The organism is Allobranchiibius sp. CTAmp26 (assembly GCF_017565405.1).
Lineage (GTDB): Bacteria > Actinomycetota > Actinomycetes > Actinomycetales > Dermatophilaceae > Allobranchiibius.
On sequence record NZ_JAGEKR010000024.1, the window covers coordinates 84,352 to 101,782 of the forward strand.

At 70.4% G+C, this 17,431-nt stretch carries 15 protein-coding genes and 1 riboswitch; of the genes, 8 read left to right on the forward strand and 7 right to left on the reverse strand.

Annotation, left to right across the window (positions count from 1 at the left end; genetic code table 11):
* Nucleotides 1–11 precede the first annotated feature (11 nt).
* Nucleotides 12–887, reverse strand: coding sequence for a DUF3105 domain-containing protein (locus J4030_RS16620; protein WP_208050355.1), 876 nt, complete (start codon nt 885–887; stop codon nt 12–14).
* Nucleotides 888–906: 19 nt separating this feature from the next.
* Nucleotides 907–1,707, reverse strand: a complete 801-nt coding sequence (locus J4030_RS16625) for a DUF3105 domain-containing protein (RefSeq protein ID WP_208050356.1) — start codon at nt 1,705–1,707, stop codon at nt 907–909.
* 235 nt (nt 1,708–1,942) lie between these two features.
* Between J4030_RS16625 and corA the strand changes: the two genes are divergently transcribed.
* The 4 genes from corA (at nt 1,943) to J4030_RS16645 (ending at nt 6,548) form a co-directional block, all read left to right on the forward strand.
* Complete coding sequence (corA, locus tag J4030_RS16630) at nt 1,943–2,941, forward strand: magnesium/cobalt transporter CorA (protein ID WP_307864758.1); 999 nt, start codon at nt 1,943–1,945, stop codon at nt 2,939–2,941.
* 291 nt (nt 2,942–3,232) lie between these two features.
* On the forward strand, nt 3,233–5,053 hold the full coding sequence (locus J4030_RS16635; protein ID WP_208050357.1) for a phosphoenolpyruvate carboxykinase (GTP): 1,821 nt from the start codon (nt 3,233–3,235) through the stop codon (nt 5,051–5,053).
* A gap of 108 nt (nt 5,054–5,161) precedes the next feature.
* The gene (locus tag J4030_RS16640; RefSeq protein ID WP_208050358.1) at nt 5,162–5,971 is read left to right on the forward strand and encodes a siderophore-interacting protein; all 810 of its coding nucleotides are present in this window, start codon (nt 5,162–5,164) and stop codon (nt 5,969–5,971) included.
* A 4-nt stretch (nt 5,972–5,975) separates the two neighbouring features.
* Nucleotides 5,976–6,548, forward strand: a complete 573-nt coding sequence (locus J4030_RS16645; RefSeq protein WP_208050359.1) for a YdeI family protein — start codon at nt 5,976–5,978, stop codon at nt 6,546–6,548.
* Here J4030_RS16645 and J4030_RS16650 read toward each other — a convergent pair.
* On the reverse strand, nt 6,542–7,126 hold the full coding sequence (locus J4030_RS16650) for a histidine phosphatase family protein (protein ID WP_307864749.1): 585 nt from the start codon (nt 7,124–7,126) through the stop codon (nt 6,542–6,544). The genes J4030_RS16645 and J4030_RS16650 overlap by 7 nt on opposite strands.
* A 25-nt stretch (nt 7,127–7,151) precedes the next feature.
* Here J4030_RS16650 and J4030_RS16655 point away from each other — a divergent pair, with 25 nt between their 5' ends.
* Together J4030_RS16655 and cobF are read left to right on the forward strand one after the other, a co-directional pair.
* Nucleotides 7,152–8,591, forward strand: a complete 1,440-nt coding sequence (locus tag J4030_RS16655; RefSeq protein ID WP_208050360.1) for a cobyric acid synthase — start codon at nt 7,152–7,154, stop codon at nt 8,589–8,591.
* The gene (cobF, locus tag J4030_RS16660; protein ID WP_208050361.1) at nt 8,588–9,364 is read left to right on the forward strand and encodes a precorrin-6A synthase (deacetylating); all 777 of its coding nucleotides are present in this window, start codon (nt 8,588–8,590) and stop codon (nt 9,362–9,364) included. The genes J4030_RS16655 and cobF overlap by 4 nt, the downstream gene beginning before the upstream one ends.
* Here cobF and kynU read toward each other — a convergent pair.
* Complete coding sequence (gene kynU, locus J4030_RS16665) at nt 9,348–10,592, reverse strand: kynureninase (RefSeq protein ID WP_208050362.1); 1,245 nt, start codon at nt 10,590–10,592, stop codon at nt 9,348–9,350. The genes cobF and kynU overlap by 17 nt on opposite strands.
* A 98-nt stretch (nt 10,593–10,690) precedes the next feature.
* Here kynU and J4030_RS16670 point away from each other — a divergent pair, with 98 nt between their 5' ends.
* Both J4030_RS16670 and J4030_RS16675 read left to right on the forward strand, forming a co-directional pair.
* Entirely contained in the window at nt 10,691–10,936 is a 246-nt protein-coding gene (locus J4030_RS16670) for an antitoxin (protein WP_208050363.1), read from the forward strand.
* On the forward strand, nt 10,936–11,325 hold the full coding sequence (locus J4030_RS16675) for a type II toxin-antitoxin system VapC family toxin (RefSeq protein ID WP_208050364.1): 390 nt from the start codon (nt 10,936–10,938) through the stop codon (nt 11,323–11,325). The genes J4030_RS16670 and J4030_RS16675 overlap by 1 nt, the downstream gene beginning before the upstream one ends.
* On the opposite strand, the gene bluB is transcribed toward J4030_RS16675, so the two are convergent.
* The 3 genes from bluB to J4030_RS16690 form a co-directional block, all read right to left on the reverse strand.
* Nucleotides 11,322–13,058 carry a 5,6-dimethylbenzimidazole synthase gene (gene bluB, locus J4030_RS16680; protein ID WP_307864750.1) on the reverse strand — a complete coding sequence of 579 codons (1,737 nt, stop codon included), beginning with the start codon at nt 13,056–13,058 and terminating at the stop codon, nt 11,322–11,324. The two genes, J4030_RS16675 and bluB, sit on opposite strands and share 4 nt — an antisense overlap.
* A gap of 23 nt (nt 13,059–13,081) precedes the next feature.
* Complete coding sequence (gene cobN / locus J4030_RS16685) at nt 13,082–16,717, reverse strand: cobaltochelatase subunit CobN (RefSeq protein ID WP_208050366.1); 3,636 nt, start codon at nt 16,715–16,717, stop codon at nt 13,082–13,084.
* A gap of 85 nt (nt 16,718–16,802) precedes the next feature.
* Nucleotides 16,803–16,870: riboswitch (cobalamin riboswitch) on the reverse strand.
* 22 nt (nt 16,871–16,892) lie between these two features.
* On the reverse strand, nt 16,893–17,354 hold the full coding sequence (locus J4030_RS16690) for a hypothetical protein (protein ID WP_208050367.1): 462 nt from the start codon (nt 17,352–17,354) through the stop codon (nt 16,893–16,895).
* Nucleotides 17,355–17,431: the final 77 nt, after the last annotated feature.

Here is a 17,431-nt window from a genome sequence, read left to right on the forward strand (position 1 = left end):
CGCCTCGTGCCTCAGTTCGCGGTGCCGCCCGGGTTCGGCACGGTGCCGCCGTCCAGGGCGGCGATCCCTCCGGTGCCGGTCGGCACTCCGTCGACGGGAGAGCCGTACTCAGGGGTGTACTTCTGGCTGTTGCGGAAGGTGTCGACGAACTTCTGCATCCGCGGGTCGGTGGGGCTGGTGACCCGCAGCTGATGTCCCCACGCCGACAGCACGATCGGTGACGGTAGGGAGTTGGACGTCCAGGGGGTCAGGTCGATGTACCGGTTCTCCTGCCCGGTGATGCCCTGCTGCTGCAGGGCGGGCTCGGCGATCAACGACTGCTTCGTCACGAACGCGACCAGCTGATTCACCTGTGCCGCCGACAGCTTCGGGTCGTAGGTGATCCAGATCGCGCCGTGCTCCAGGTTGTGCACGGCCCGCTCGGTCGACACCGGCTTGGTGTAGATGCCGGCGTTCATCCAGGTCGCGTTGTGCGGGCCGCCGACCGGCGGCGTCACGGCGTACGTCACGGGTCCGGGGACGTGGTCGTGGCCGATGGTGCCGGCGTTCGCGGTGCCGCTCGCGGGGTACCCGCTGGTGTCCCACGCGAGGACGCCCTGGATGCCCGAGTCGTCCTTGACCTGAGTGGGTTTCGGCTGGGTCGTCGTCTGTCCGGTCACGACCGAGGGCAGCACCTGCTTGCCGTACTTCGGTGCACCGGCGACACCGGAGGCCGACGTGCCGCTGCTACCGCTCGAGCGGGTGCCCAGGTACGTCGCGACGCCCCCGATCACGACGATCAGCACGACGGCGATCACCACGGGGATCAGCCATCCAGGGCGGGTGTTCTGCTGCTTCTTCAGTGCCGCCAGTTTGGCGGCGCGATCGGAGGACGAGGTGTCGGGCATGCCCTCGATCCTAGGTCGGTCACTTCTTGGTGCCCGAGGGGTTGGGCTGCGCCCCGCCGTACTCCGCCGCGACACCGCCGGTCCCCGTGGGGATGCCATCCACCGGCTCGTTCGTCTCGGGGCTGTAGGGCTTGCGATGCCGGAAGGTGTCGACGAAGCGCTGCATCCGCGGGTCGCCGGCGTCGGTCACCCGCAACTGGTGCCCCCACGACGACAGGACGATCGGCGCGGGCAGCGAGTTCGAGGCCCACGGCGACAGATCCATGAACCGGTTCGCCTGTCCGGAGACCTTGACCCCGCCCTGGCCCTTCGGCTCGGGGATCAGACTCTGGCGCCCGACGAACGCGACCAACTTCGCGATCTCGCCCTTGGCCAGCTTCGGGTCGTAGGTGATCCAGATCGCGCCGTGCTCCATGTTGTGCACCGCACGCTCGCTCGGCACGGGTCTCGTGTAGACACCGGCGTTCATCCAGACGATGTTGTGCGGTCCGCCGGCGGGCGGCGTCATCGTGTAGGTGACCGGTCCGCGTACGTGCGAGACATGGATCGCCTTACCGCCCTGCGTCGCCAGCGTCATGTACTCGCCCTGGTCGTACGCGAGCACGCCCGGGATGCCGGAGGTGTCCTTCACCAGCCGCACCGGATCCTGGATCGTGCGGACGCCGGTGGGAGTGCTGGGCAGCACCTGCTTGGTCGCGGCCGGGCCGTCGTCACGGGTGAACCACCATCCGAGCGCCGCGGCGATGGCCAGCACGACGACGAGCGCCACGCAGACCACCACGATCCGGGTCCTGCCGGCGGCCGGGGCATGGGTGGTCATACCCGAACCCTAAGCACCCGAGCGGAGTCGGCACCTTCTCGGCAGGCGGCGGCACAGCAGACTCGCGCACTACAGTCAGGCCGTGTCCACCTGGCGATCCCGCATCCGCACCCACCCGCACGACCCGCGGCCGGTGTCGACGCAGGACGCCCCCGAGCGGCTCCTCCAGCCGGACCGCAAGTCCCTCGGCACGACGCACCCCGGGGGCGTCGAGGGCACCGTCGTCGAGCGCGCCATCTACCTGCACGGCGTACGCCAGGAGAATCCGCACAGTTTCCGGGCCGTCGTACACCGCCTCGCCGAACCCGACCAGGCCGTCGCGTGGGTGGGACTGGCGAACGCCGCGCCCGAGGAGATCCAACAGGTCGCGCAGATCTTCCACCTGCACCCGCTGGCGGTCGAGGACGCGATCGTGGCGCACCAGCGGCCCAAGATCGAGCGGTACGACGACACGCTCTTCGTCGTGCTGCGCCCAGCCACCTACGACGACGCCACGGAGACAGTGCATCTCGGCGAGCTGCACCTCTTCATCGGCCCGGACTTCGTGGTCACCGTCCGGCATTCCGACGAGCCGAGACTGGCACCGGTTCGCCAACGGATGGACAACGACCCGCACCTCATGGCCCTCGGGCCCGAGGCGGTGCTCTACGCGATCCTGGACTTCGTGGTCGACGGGTACGCACCCGTCATCGCCGGTCTGGAGAACGACATCGACGAGATCGAGGGGCAGGTCTTCGAGTCCGACCCCGCGGTCTCGCGGCGAATCTACGAGCTGTCCCGTGAGGTGCTCGGGCTGCAGCGCGCCACCAAGCCGCTGCTGGACATCCTGGGGGCGCTGAAGCGCGGGCACGAGAAGTACGGCGTCGACGAGGAACTGCGTCGCAACATGCGCGACGTCGAGGACCATGCGACCGGCGTCGTGGAGCGCATCGACGGCTTCCGGCAGACGCTGATGTCGATCCTGTCGCTCAACTCCACCCTCGTCGCCCAGACGCAGAACGAGAAGATGACCCGGTTGGCCGAGACGGCCAACCAGCAGTCCGACCGGGTCAAGTCGGCCTCGTCCTGGGCGGCGATCCTCTTCGCCCCCACCGTGATCGCAGGCATTTACGGGATGAACTTCGACAAGATGCCGGAGCTGCACTGGTACTACGGGTACCCGATGGCGATCGGCTTGATGGTCCTCACCTGCACCACGATGTACATCGTCTTCCGCCGCCGCGACTGGCTGTAACCGACCGGTTCCCCCGACCGAAGATGTCGGGTTTTGTTGAGTCGACGGTGCATTGCGTCGCCTTCGCGACGGGCTCTGCGGGAAAGCGACACAGGTCACCGATGGTGTGACGGGGGTCACATCCGCGCGCTCTTCGCCCGTTGGGCGGCCCGCTCGGGGCCGGGTTACGTTCGACAGCACCTCATCCGCCCGGCGTACGACGCCGCGCAGCCCGACCGGTCGGTCGGCGCGCCACGGCCCCGCGCGATGCGGCGTACGAACCGCGACTCACACCCTATGAAGGACGGTCACATGACGCTCGACGCACCCGCAAAGTCCGGCACGACGCACGCAGGACTGGCGAGGTGGGTCGCCGAGGTCGCCGCGCTGACGACCCCGGACGAGGTGCGCTGGGTGACCGGCTCCGCCGACGAGTGGACCGAACTGACCGACAAGCTCGTCGCCGCCGGCACCTTCACCCGGCTCAACGAGGACATCAAACCCAACTCCTTCCACGCGGCCAGCTCCACCGAGGACGTCGCGCGGGTCGAGGAGCGCACCTTCATCTGCAGCCGAGAGGAGAAGGACGCGGGTCCCACCAACAACTGGATGGACCCGGAGCAGATGAAGGACCTCATGCGCGGCCTCTACCAGGGGTGCATGAAGGGCCGCACGATGTACGTCATCCCCTTCGTGATGGGTCACCTCGAGGCCGACAGCCCGATGTTCGGCGTGGAGATCACCGACAGTGAGTACGTCGTGGTCTCGATGCGCGTGATGGCGCGCTGCGGCACGAAGATCCTGGACCGCATCGAAGAGCTGGGCGACGCCGCCAAGTACGTGCCCGCCCTGCACTCCCTCGGCGCTCCGCTGGCCGACGGCGAGCAGGACGTGAAGTGGCCGTGCAACGAAGAGAAGTACATCGTGCAGTTCCCCGAGGAGCGCACGATCTGGTCCTACGGCTCGGGCTACGGCGGCAACGCGCTGCTGGGCAAGAAGTGCTACTCGCTGCGGATCGCCTCGGCGATGGCGCGCGACGAGGGCTGGCTGGCCGAGCACATGCTGATCCTCAAGCTCATCTCCCCCGAGCAGCAGGTCTACTACGTCGCGGCCGCGTTCCCCAGCGCCTGCGGCAAGACCAACCTGGCCATGCTCAAGCCGACCATCCCCGGCTGGACCGTGGAGACCCTCGGTGACGACATCGCGTGGATGCGGTTCGGCAAGGACGGGCGCCTCTACGCCGTCAACCCCGAGTTCGGCTTCTTCGGCGTCGCGCCGGGCACCAACGAGCACACCAACCCGCACGCGATGACGACCATCAACAAGGGCAACTCGGTCTTCACCAACGTCGCGCTCACGGACGACGGCGACGTCTGGTGGGAGGGCCTGGAGAACGAGCCCGCGCACGCGACGTCCTGGAAGGGCGAGGACTGGACGCCGGACTCCGGTGAGCTGTCCAGCCACCCGAACAGCCGCTACTGCACCCCGATCGAGCAGTGCGACATCCTCGCGGACGAGTACAACGACCCGCAGGGTGTGCCGATCTCCGCGATCCTCTTCGGTGGCCGCCGCAAGACCACGGTCCCGCTGGTGACCGAGTCGCGTGACTGGCTGCACGGCACGTTCATGGGCGCGACCCTGTCGTCCGAGACGACCGCAGCTGCCAAGGGCGAGGTGGGCGTCGTACGCCGCGACCCGATGGCGATGCTGCCGTTCATCGGTTACAACGCCGGTGACTACTTCCAGCACTGGGTCAACCTCGGCAAGGACGCCGACGCCACCAAGCTGCCGAAGATCTTCTACGTCAACTGGTTCCGCCGCGACCAGGACGGCGGCTTCCTCTGGCCGGGCTTCGGCGAGAACTCCCGCGTGCTCAAGTGGGTCATCGAGCGCATGGAGGGCAAGGCCGCCGCGGTCGAGACGCCCATCGGGCACGTGCCGACGCCGGAGTCGCTCGACGTCGAGGGCCTGGACATGACCGCCGCCGAGCTGGAGGCCGCGCTCGCGGTCGACCCGGAGGAGTGGAAGGTCGAGATCCCGCAGATCGAGGAGTGGTTCGCCAAGTTCGGCGAGACGCTGCCGACCCAGCTGCAGATCGAGCTGGACGGACTGAAGGCCCGCCTCGGCCTGTAGAACTTCCATCGAGCGGAGGGGTCCGCGCGCGAGCGGAGGGGTCATAGCCCCTCCGCTCGACGCCGGACCCCTCCGCTCGATGTCGGTATCGCGACTTAGGGTTGCCTTATGAGCCCGAAGAAACCGCGTCGTCAGCACGTCCTGGAAGTCGTCGACCGCGAGCAGGTCACCCCGCATGTCGTTCGCGTGCGGTTCGGCGGAGCGGACGTCCGGGCGATGGCCGCCGATCGGCCGGACGCGACCGACAGCTACCTCAAGCTGCTCTTCCCCGACCCGGCCCTCGGCCTCGTCCCGCCGTACGACCTGGACGAGCTGCCGCGCGAGCACCAGCCCGTCCGCCGCACCTACACGATCCGCACCTGGCACGCCGACGGCACGATCAGCATCGATTTCGTCACGCACGGCGACCAGGGCATCGCGGCGCCGTGGGCGATGCGTGCGCAGCCCGGTGATCTGGTGGCCGCGAACGGGCCCGGCAGCGGCTACCGGCCGAGCGGTACGGCGTCCTGGTACCTCCTGGTCGGCGACGACTCGGCTCTGCCGGCGATCAGCGCGGCGCTCGAAGCGCTGCCGACCGATGCCCGCGGCCAGGTGGTCGTGGAGGTCGACGCGGCGGCCGACGAGTTGCTGCCGCAGGCCCCGGCCGGGGTCGCCGTGCAGTGGCTGCACCGTGACGGGGCCACCCCCGGAGAGTGGTCGTTGCTGCCGGACGCCGCACGCGCCCTCGACTGGCCGGCCGACGGCGTCGAGGTCTTCGCACACGGTGAGCGGGAGTCGATGAAATCCTTGCGGGACGTCCTCTTCCGCGAGCGCGCACTCCCCCGGGACGCGGTCAGCCTGTCCGGGTACTGGGCTTTCGGACGCACCGAGGACCGCTTCCAGGCCGAGAAGCGCGAGCCCATCGGCCAGATCGGCTGACACCATGGCGCTCGAGCGACCCCTGGTGCGGCTGCGGGACCGGGCCGAGGCGCTGCGCTGGTTCACCGAGCACCAGCACGACTCCGACGCCGTGTTCATCGCGATCGGCACGAAGGGCGGGTCGGTGCCCACGCCGACGTACGACGAACTGGTCGAGCTGGCGCTCATCCACGGCTGGATCGACGGGCAGGTCGGCCGGTTGGACGACGACTGCTACCGGCAGGCGTTCTCGCCGCGCCGGGCGCGCAGCCCCTGGTCGCAGATCAACCGACGCAAGGCCGAGGCTCTGATCGCTGCGGGCAAGATGACGCCGGCGGGACTCGCTGCGGTCGAGGTGGCGAAGGCGAACGGCCGGTGGGACACGGCGTACGCCGGGCAGAGCGACTTCGAGCTGCCGGCCGACTTCCTCGAGTCACTTGCGGCGAACCCGACCGCGGAGGCGTTCTTCGCCACGCTCAACCGGGCGAACCACTTCGCGGTCTACTTCCGGATCACCGACGCCAAGCGTCCCGAGACCCGCGCCCGCCGGATCGCCGCCTTCGTGGAGCAGTTCGAACGCGGCGAGCCCCTTCACTGACGCGGCACCTCGACGGTGTGCACGCTGCCGTTCTCGATCGGATCCCACTCCACGTCGCGGTGGCCGCGCCCGGCCAGGACGGCGCGGGCCACCCGGATGGTGTCGCCGTGGCTGACGATGACCAGATCGCGCACCCGTGGGGAGGTCGCGCGCAGCTCGCGGGCGGCGAACCGCCGGAACCGTGCAGCGACGTCCTGCGTGCTCTCTCCGCCGGCCCACCGCACTTCGCTGACGTGCTGCCCGGCGGGCGTCGGCTCGGCGTGCAGCTCGTCGACCGTGCGGCCCTCCATGGTGCCGAGGTGCTGCTCGCGCAAGGCTTCGTCGTACTGCACCGGCACCCGCAGCGCGTGCCCGATGAGTTGGGCGGTGCGGGCGGCGCGCAGGAGGTCGCTGCTCCAGAGCACGACGCGGCCGTCGACCCGTCGCAGGAGGGTCTGCGCAGCGACGGCGGCCTGCGTGCGGCCCAGGGGGGTGAGATCGGGGTGGACGGTCTGACCCTGGACGCGGTGGGCGAGGTTCCAGGTCGACTCCCCATGTCGCACCAGATGCACCCGCAGGGTCTCGGTCGGCGTCGGCACAGCCGCAACTGTAAGGTCGGCGAGCGTGGCAGGTCTGCTGGTGGCGGGAACGAGCTCGGACGCCGGCAAGTCCCTCGTCGTGACGGGGCTGTGCCGCGCGTGGGCGCGCGCGGGGGTGCGCGTCGCGCCGTTCAAGAGCCAGAACATGTCCAACAACTCGATGGTCTGCGCCGACGGCGCGGAGATCGGCCGCGCGCAGTACCTGCAGGCGCAGGCGGCCGGCGTCCAGGCGTCGTCGCTGCACAATCCGGTGCTCCTCAAACCCGGCTCGGACCGGCGCGCGTTCGTGGTGCTGCGCGGGCAGCCGGCTGGTGAGCTGGCCGCGGGTGAGTACGCCACGGGCCGGGGCCACCTCGCCGAGGCGGCGTTCGCGGCGTACGCCGAGCTGGCCGCCTCGGTGGACCTCGTCGTGTCCGAAGGCGCCGGATCCCCCGCCGAGGTCAACCTGCGCGCTGGCGACTACACGAACATGGGCCTCGCACGACGCTTCGACCTGCCGACCGTCGTGGTCACCGACATCGACCGGGGCGGCGCGCTGGCCGCGACGTACGGCACCTGGGCGTTGCTCGACGACGCCGACCGGGCGCTGCTGCGGGGGTACGTCGTGAACAAGTTCCGCGGAGACGCCTCGGTGCTCGCGCCCGGCCTCGACGTCGTCACTGAACGCACCGGCATGCCGTGGCTCGGCACCATCCCGTGGTTAGAGGACGTCTGGCTGGACGCCGAGGACGCGCTGTCCGTCGGACGCTCGATGCCCCCGGATCCGGACGCGACGCTGGACGTGGCGGTCGTCCGATTCCCCCGCACGTCCAACGCCACCGACGTCGACGCGCTGGCGGCCGAGCCGGGGGTCAGGGTGCGGGTGACCAGCGATCCCGCGGTGTGCCGCGACGCGCACCTGCTGGTGCTGCCGGGGTCACGGGCGACGGTCTCGGACCTGGGATGGCTGCGATCGCGGGGCCTTGCCGAGGTCGTTGCCGAACGGGTCACCGCCAGTCGTCCGGTGCTGGGCATCTGCGGCGGTTACGAGATGCTGGGCGAGACCATCGACGACCCGGTCGAATCCGCGGCGGGAGTCGTGCCAGGTCTCGGACTGCTCTCGGCCACAACGAGGTTCGCGCCGTCCAAGGTGCTGGCACGGCCGCGCGGCTCATGGGAGGGGCTTCCCGTGGAGGGCTACGAGATCCATCACGGCGTGGTCACGGCCGACGACACGTTCCCGGGCGGCACCCGGGAGGGGTCGACGTACGGCACGATCTGGCACGGCACGCTGGAGGGCGACGACTTCCGTCGGGCGTGGCTCACGCAGGTGGCGGCGGCGGCGGGTTCGTCCTGGGCACCGGTTGCGGACGCTCCGTCGTTCGCCGCACGACGTGAGGCGCAGATCGACGCGCTGGCGGACGCGGTGACCGAGGCACTCGACCTGGACCGATTGCTGGCGATCGCCCAGGAGGCAGGAGCATGAGCACGCGCCGGGTGCAGGTGATCGGCATCGGAGCCGGGTCGCCCGAGCACCTCACCCAGCAGGCGATCGCCGCGCTGAACGAGGTCGACGTCTTCCTGGTCGCCGAGAAGCGCTCTGCCACCGACGAACTCGTTGCGCTTCGCAGGGCAATCTGCGAGCGGTTCATCGACCCCGCGCATCCGTACCGGTTCGTGACGGTGCCCGATCCGGCACGTGGTCCGGACGCGGACCGGGCGGACACGGCGTACGGCGAGGCGGTCCGCGACTGGCACGCGGCACGCGCCGACAGATACACCGCGACGATCGACGGGCTCCCGGCCGATGCCGTGGTGGGGTTCCTTGTCTGGGGGGACCCGGCGTTCTACGACTCCACGATCAGGGTCGTGCGAAGCATCGCTGAGCGGACCGCGCTGTCCGTCAACGTGATTCCCGGCATCTCGGCGTTCCAGGCCCTCGCCGCCGCGCATGGCATCGTGCTGCACGAGATCGGCGAGGCAGTGCACATCACCACAGGACGTCGCCTTGTCACAGAATGGACGCCCGACCTCGGCACCGTGGTGGTGATGCTCGACGGCCACCTCGCCTGTCGTGATCTGGTGCCGATCGCCCCTGACACGTGGATCCACTGGGGCGCGTACGTCGGTATGCCGCAGCAGGAGCTGCGCGCCGGCCGGCTCGCCGATGTGATCGACGAGATCGTCGCTGTGCGTGCCGCCCTGCGCGAGCAGCACGGCTGGGTGATGGACGTCTACGCGCTCACGTCACCGCGGTGAGCTGCGGCTCGGGGTGGGAGCGCCACTCCTCGCCCGCGAGCACCTCGCGGAGTGCGAAGACGCTGTGCCAGACGTCCTCGAAGCGCAGGTAGAGCGGCGCGAATCCCAGTCGCAGCACATCGGGTGAGCGGAAGTCACCGTGCACGCCGCGCTCCATGAGCGCCCGCACCACCTGATAGGCCCGGGGGTGTCGCAGCGTCACCTGGCTGCCGCGTCGGTCGGCGTCCCGCGGCGTGACGACCTCCAGATCGAAGTCGCCGCACTCCTGGTCGACCAGGTCGATGAACAACCCGGTCAGCGCCTCGCTCTTGTTGCGCACCTGCGCCAGGTCTAACTCGGCGAACAGGTCGAGACTCACCTCGAGGGGCGCGTACGACACGATCGGCGGAGTGCTGATGCGGAAACGCGAAACCCCCTCCCCCGGTTCGTAGTCGGCGACGAAGGCGAACGGCGTCCGGTGCCCGTGCCAGCCCGAGAGCGGTTGCTGCGCCTCGCTCTGCAGGCGCGGCGCGACGTAGACGAACGCCGGCGCACCGGGCCCGCCGTTGACGTACTTGTAGGTGCAGCCGATGGCGAAGTCGGCATCGCAGCCGGCCAGATCCATCTGCACGACGCCGATGCTGTGGCACAGGTCCCAGACCACGAGCGCTCCGGCCGCGTGGATCTGATTGGTGATCGTTTTCATGTCCAGCAACTCGCCCGTGCGGTAGTCGACGTGGCTGAGCACGACGACCGCGACATCCGGGGTGAGCATCTGCTGCAGGTTGCCGCGGTCGGCATCCATCAGCTCCAACCGGTGGCGGCCGGTCCACGCCGTCATGCCCTGCAGCATGTAGAGATCGGTGGGAAAACTGCCGGCCTCGGACAGGACGATGGGACGATCCGGGCGCAGACCGAGGGCGGCACCGACCGCCTTGTAGAGGTTGATCGAGGTGGTGTCGCCGACCACGACCTGGCCGTCCCCCGCGCCGATGAGCGGCGCGAGCCGGTCGCCGACGGTCAGCGGTTTGTCGAACCATCCGGCGGTGTTCCAGCTGCCCACCAGACCCTGGCCCCACTCGGTGGCGACGACCTCCTGCACCCGGGCCGGCACGTCCTTGGACATCGCTCCGAGCGAGTTGCCGACGAGGTAGGTGACGCCCTCGGGCAGCACGAACCGGTCACGCACGGCGGCCAACGGGTCCTGGCGGTCGAGCTGCTGACAATGCGACAGATCGAGCGAAGTCACTGCGGTGGTGTCCCTTCGACGGGTGGAGGTACAGCTTCACGATCTCACTGGTCACGGATGCTATGCACAATGCATGCAATCCGATCTACTCTGGATACATGAGCGGACTCGTGCAGATCAGGAATGTGCCGGACGACGACCGGCGCGCGCTCAAGGCACGCGCGGCTGCTCGCGGGGAGTCGCTCAACTCCTACCTGCTGCGGATCATCTCTCGGGAGGTCTCTCGTCCCACCGTCGCCGAGGTCCTCGACCGGGCGGCGCAGCGGGCCGAGCGCGCTGACATCAGTGCAGTCGAGTCCATCCGGTCGGAGCGTGCTGGCCGGCCTGCCCTGCGGTCGGGCTGATGGTCGTCGTGGACGCCGCGACCGTGGTCGATGCGCTGACGGCCGTCGCGGGCACCGACGATCTGCGGGCCCATCTGGCGACCGAGGATCTGCACGCACCACACCTCATCGATGTCGAGCTGGTGTCCGCGCTGCGTGGCCTTAGGCTCGGCGGCCATCTCAGTGCGAGCCGGGCCATCGACCTACTCACCGACTTCGACGACCTGCCGATCCAGCGTTGGAAGCCGACCCCCGGCATGCGACGCCGGGTCTTCCAGCTGCGTGACAACCTGTCGGCATACGACGCCGCGTACGTCGTGCTCGCCGAGGCGCTGGAGTGCCCGCTATTGACGCGCAACGCCGGTCTGCAGCGCTCGAGCGGGCATGATGTGCAGATCGAGGTGCGCTAGACGTCCTCGCTAGTGCGCGCTGCCAGAGCGCGGATCTTCAGTCCCTGCAACAGCATCGAGGCCGCCAGGCAGCCGCCGACTCCCTCGCCGGCGCGCAGCCGCAGGGTGAGTAGCGGCTCGAGTCCGAGCTCGCGCAGCACCGCCGCGTGGGCGCGCTCGCGGGACTGCTGACCCGCGACGAGATAGGCCTGCACGGAGGGTTCGAGGCGCACAGCCAGCAGTCCGGGCAACGATGCGCAGAGCCCGTCGAGCACGACGGGCGCACCGGCGTCCGCGGCACCGAGCACCACTCCGGTGAGGACCGCGAGTTCCGGGCCGCCGAGCATGCGCAAGGCGGTGAGGGCGTACGACGACGCGTCGGCTGCCTCATCGAGCTCGGGCCGCGCGCGCAGCAGCGCGGCCTCGACGACCTCCGCCTTGCGCGTCACGATGTCCGCGTCCGACCCAGCGCCCAGCCCGACGGCGTCGCGCGGCTCCACATCGACGAGCGCGCAGGCCAATGCCGCTGCGAGCGTGGTGTTTCCAACACCTACCTCGCCGAGCACGACAAGGCCGTCAACCGCAGCGGCGCGTCCGATCCCGCGTCCGGCTTCGAGGAGTCGCGAGACGTCGTCGTCCGTCAACGCGTCGGCCGTCGACAGGTCACCACGACGGTGGAGTGGGCGCGCCGGCACCGCGCCGGCGAGCACCGGTCCGTCGACGCCCGCATCGACGACGATCAGCCCCAACCCGGCGGCGGTCGCCGCCGCGGCACCCACCGAGCCGCCCGCAAGTGCGGCGGACACCACGTCGCGGGTCACGTGCGCCGGGTATGCGCTCACGCCGAGCGCCGCGACCGGGTGGTCGGCCGCGGCGAGCACCAGGGTGCCGCCGGCGATACCGCCGGGCGCCAGTGCCTGCACCCGGTTGAGCACCCGGTCGAGCAGGCCTAGCGACTCCGGCGGGGAGAGCAGGTCGTCGGCAGCGTCGCTGGCCGTGACGAGCTGGTCCTGGGCTGGTCCGCGCAGATGCGAGATCGGAGCGTCCGGCGAGCTCGACGAGGGCCACCGTTCGTGGATCACGATGTCCTGCAACGGCGTACGCCGTGACCACGCCGCGCGCTCCAGCCCCGGCGACGTCGGCCGCTCGTCCGGCCAGCCGAGGCAGAGCCAGCCGAGCGTCTCCACCCCGGGCGGCAGGTCGAGCAGTGCCGCGAGGTCCGCGGGCTCGAAGAGAGTGACCCAGCCCATACCCAGACCGTGCGCGCGGGCAGTGAGCCACATGTTCTCGATCGCGGCGGCGCAGGACCACAGGTCGGTGTCGGGGAAGGTGGCGCGGCCCAGCACGCCGGCGGCCGGCGTACGGCGGTCGCACGCGACGACGATGCCGACCGGAGCCTCCCGCAGGCCCTCGAGCTTGAGGTCGAGCAGCCGGGCGGCGCGGTCCTCGGTCAGACCCGACGCCTGCGCCAGCCGGGCACGGTCGGCCAGGTGAGCCGCCCGATCCCGGGTCGCCTGATCGCGCACGACCACGAACCGCCACGGTTGGGAGTGCCCCACGCTCGGCGCGTGGTGCCCCGCCTCGAGCACCGCGGTCAACAGGTCCTCCGGCACCGGGTCGGGCCGGTAGCGGCGGATGTCGCGCCGGGCGTCGACGACGTCGCGCAACGCGTCCGCCACGTCGGCGCCCATCGCCCACCCGGTCGGGTCGGCGCCGCGACGCCGCGCGCTGGTCGTGTCCCCCACGACCGGCACGGGACGGGGCCACCTGTCGCCGGTCATTCCTCGAGTTGCCCCTCCACGTCGAGGTAGACCTGCTGCATGGCCGCGACCAGCTCCGGGTCGGGCGACTCCCACAGACCCCGGTCCGCGGCTTCGCCGAGCTTCTCCACGATGCCGCGCAGCGCCCAGGGGTTGGCGTGCTGCATGAAGTCGCGGTTGGTCTTGTCGAGCACGTACTCCTGGGCGAGGGTCTCGTACATCCAGTCCTGCACGACCCCGGCGGTCACGTCGAACCCGAAGAGGTAGTCCACCGTCGCCGCGAGTTCGAACGCGCCCTTGTAGCCGTGCCGCTGCATCGCGCTGATCCACCGCGGGTTGACCACCCGCGCACGGAAGATGCGGTTGGTCTCCTCCTGCAACGTGCGGGTGCGCACCGAGTCGGGTGACGTCGAATCCCCCACGTACGCCTTCGGTTCCGAGCCGGTCAGCGAGCGCACCACCGCGACCATGCCGCCGTGGTACTGGAAGTAGTCGTCGGAGTCGAGGATGTCCGACTCGCGGTTGTCGATGTTCTTCGCGGCGACCTGGATGCGCCGGTAGTTGCGCTCCATGTCGTCGCGCGCGGGCACCCCGTCGAGCCCGCGGCCGTAGGCGAAGCCGCCCCACTGCGTGTAGACCTCGGCGAGGTCGGCGTCGTCGCGCCAGGTGCCGGACTCCACCAGCTGCAGGATGCCCGCGCCGTACGCGCCGGGCTTGGAGCCGAAGATCCTGGTGCGCGAACGGCGTTCGTCACCATGCGCCTCGATGTCGGCGAGCGCGTGCTTGCGCACGAAGTTGGACTCGACCGGCTCGTCCAGACCCGCGACGAGCTGCACCGCGTCGTCCAGCATGCTGATGACATGCGGGAACGCGTCCCGGAAGAAGCCGGAGATGCGCACCGTGACATCGATGCGCGGGCGGCCGAGCTCGGCCAGCGACAGCGGCTCGAGGCCGACCACCCGGCGGGACGCCTCGTCCCACACGGGCAGCACACCGAGCAGCGCCAGCACCTCGCCGATGTCGTCGCCCGAGGTGCGCATCGCGGACGTGCCCCACACCGAGAGCCCCACCGACTCCGGGTACTCCCCGCTCTCCTCCTGATAGCGCGCCAGGAGGGAGTCGGCCATGGCCGCGCCGGTGCCGTACGCGAGGCGTGAGGGGATCGCCTTGGGGTCGACGGAGTAGAAGTTGCGGCCGGTCGGCAGCACGTTGACCAGACCGCGCAGCGGCGACCCGGACGGACCGGCCGGCACGTAGCCGCCGTCGAGGGCATGCAGCACCATCGGCAACTCGCGGGTGGTCTCCGCCAGACGCGGCACCACCTCCCGGCAGGCGAACTCCAACGAGGCGGAAGCGCCCGGATTCGATTCTCCCACCACGTCGTTCACGATCGCGTCGACCGAGCCGGCGTCCCATGAGGAGTCCGCGAGCCGGCGTACGAGCTCGTGCGCGAGGGCTTCGACGCGGTCGGTCTCACCGGACGACGCTCCCTCGACGAGGCCGAGCGAGGCGCGTAGCCCCGGCACGCCGTTGTCGCGGCCGCCGAAGACCTGGCTCGCGCGCAGCACCGCCAGCACCAGGTTGATGAGGCCCTCACCGGACGGCGCCTCGCCGAGTACGTGCAGCCCGTCGCGGATCTGCACGTCCTTGATCTCGCAGAGCCAGCCGTCGATGTGCATGACGAAGTCGTCGAACGACTCGTCGTCCGGGCGGTTGGTCAGCTGCAGGTCCTGGTCGAGTTTGGCGGCCTGGATCAGCGTCCAGATCTCCCCCCGCAGCGCGGCGGCCTTGGGAGGGTCCATCACCGAGGCGTTGCCGTAGTCGTCGAGGAGTTGCTCCAGGCGCTCGATGTCGCCGTACGCCTCGGCGCGGGCCATCGGCGGGATCAGGTGGTCGACGATCGTGGCGTGCGCGCGGCGCTTGGCCTGGGTGCCCTCGCCGGGGTCGTTGACCAGGAACGGGTAGATCAGCGGCAGGTTGCCCAGCGCCGCGTCGGTGCCGCAGGAGGGCGACATCGCGAGGTTCTTGCCCGACAGCCACTCCAGGTTGCCGTGCTTGCCGACGTGCACGACGGCGTGCGCGCCGAACTCCTCCTCGATCCAGCGGTACGTCGCGAGGTAGTGGTGGGTGGGCGGCAGGTCGGGGTCGTGGTAGATCGCGATCGGGTTCTCACCGAAGCCGCGCGGCGGTTGGACCAGGATGACAAGGTTGCCGGACACCATTGCGGCAGAGAAGATCTCACCGTCGGGATCGGTGGTCTTGTCCACGTAGAGGGTGCCGGGTGCGGGGCCCCAGTGCTGCTTCATCGCCTCCTGCAGGTCGGTGGGCACCCGGCCGAACCACTCGGCGTACCGGCTCGCGGGGATCCGCACGAGCGCGCCCTCGATCTGCTCCTGGGTGAGCCAGTCGGGGTCCTGCCCGCCGGCCGCGATCAGCGCGTGCACGAGGGCGTTGCCGGCAGTGGTGTCCAGCGCCTCTCCCTCGATGGGCTCTACGTCGTCCAGCCCGGGGATCGCGCCGCGTGGGCCGAGGTCGTAGCCGGCCGCGCGCATCTCACGCAGCAGCCGGATCGTGGAGACGGGGGTGTCCAGGCCGACCGCGTTGCCGATGCGGGAGTGCTTGGTGGGGTACGCCGAGAGGACCAGCGCGATCTTGCGCTCGCCGACGGGGGTGTGGCGCAGGCGGCCGTGGTTGACGGCAATCCCGGCGACCCGGTCGCAGCGCTCGGGGTCGGCGACGTAGTGCGGCAGGCCGTCGGCGTCGACCTCCTTGAACGAGAACGGCACGGTGATCAACCGCCCGTCGAACTCGGGCACCGCGACCTGCGTGGCGACATCCAGCGGCGACATGCCCTCGTCCGAGGCGGCCCAGTCGGCGCGGCTCCAGGTCAGCGCGAGCCCCTGGATGATCGGGATGTCGAGCGCGGCGAGCGCCTGCACGTCCCAGGTCTCGTCCTCACCGCCCGCCTGCGCGCCGGCCGGGCGGGTGCCGCCCGCCGCGAGGACGGTGGTGACGAGAGTGTCGAGGGTGGCGAGGTGGTCCAGCAGGTCCTGAGGTGCGTCCCGCAGGGAAGTGGCGAAGATCGGTACGCCGATGCCGCCGGCGGCGTCGATCGCGTCGCAGAGCGCGTGGATGTGCGCGACGTTCCCGGCGGCCTGCTGAGCCCGGTAGAAGAGCACCCCGACGCGTGGTCGTACGCGGTCGAGCGAGACGGGCTCAGCGCGGTCGAGCACTCCCCAGACGGGCAGCTCCAGCGGCGGTTCGAAGCCCTCACCGCTCAGCAGGAGGGTGTCGGACAGGAACGCGTGCAGGTTGGCGAGGTTGGCGGGGCCGCCCTGCGCGAGGTAGCGGTGCGCCTCGGCCACGATCCCTGCCCGCACGTGCCGCGAGCACTCCATCAGCGCGGCGTTCGGGGTCTGCTCGCCGCCCAGGACCACCATCGGCACGTCGGTCTCGGCGAACCGGCGGAAGCCGCTGCACAGGTCTTGCGGGCCACCGAGGATCCGGGCGACGATCACGTCGGCGCCCGCGATCGCGGCGCCCATCTCGGTGTGCGCGGAGCGGGCCGGGTTGGCGAAGAGGTAGTCGGCGCCGCTGGCCCGGGCACTCAGGAGGTCGGTGTCCGAGGTGGACAAGAGGGCGACGCGAGGCATCAGTCTCCTTGGCCGGGGTCCGCGCCCCGAGCTGGCAGTTCGTGCTAAGGGCCGCACCCGTTCCGGGGCGGCGGTGCGCGCCCGCGTACCTGACTCACCGGGCGATCACCCGGTTCACAGTGGCGGGACCGTCCCGGATTCGCACCGGGTTCCGCGAGCGTGTACCGCCCGCAGCCTACCCACCCGCGACGACGTGCCCCGGCGAGACGGTGACGGCCGCGTCGTAGACCGTCGGATCACAGTCCGGTCCGTTGGGCTGGACGCGTTCGGGGCGCACAATGAGGGCGTCGTTCTGCGCGACGACTCGGTGCGCGGCGTCACGCACCGTGACCTGGATCGGCTGGGCAGCGGTCGTCCGCAGCTCGCCGGTCACCACGAACGCCGTCGTGCCCGATCCGAGTCTCAGCGGCTGACTCGATCGGCAGACCGCGGCTACGCACACCTGCGCGGTCAGGACGGTCCCGTTCGGAAAGCCGGTGTACGACACGCTCACACCCGGGTCCGCGCCCATCGCGGTGCAGTAGCGCGCCTCGTCGGGGCCGCACGACGCCAATGCCAGCGAGAGCGCGACCGCTCCACCCAGCGCAAGCCACGTCCACCCCATCTCCGGAGTATGCCCGCGGCGTCCGTCCAGCACGGCTGAATCGTCGTCATCGCGACCACGTGCTCGCTGTCGGGATACCCGGCGATATCGGGGTGCCCGGACAAGTCTGC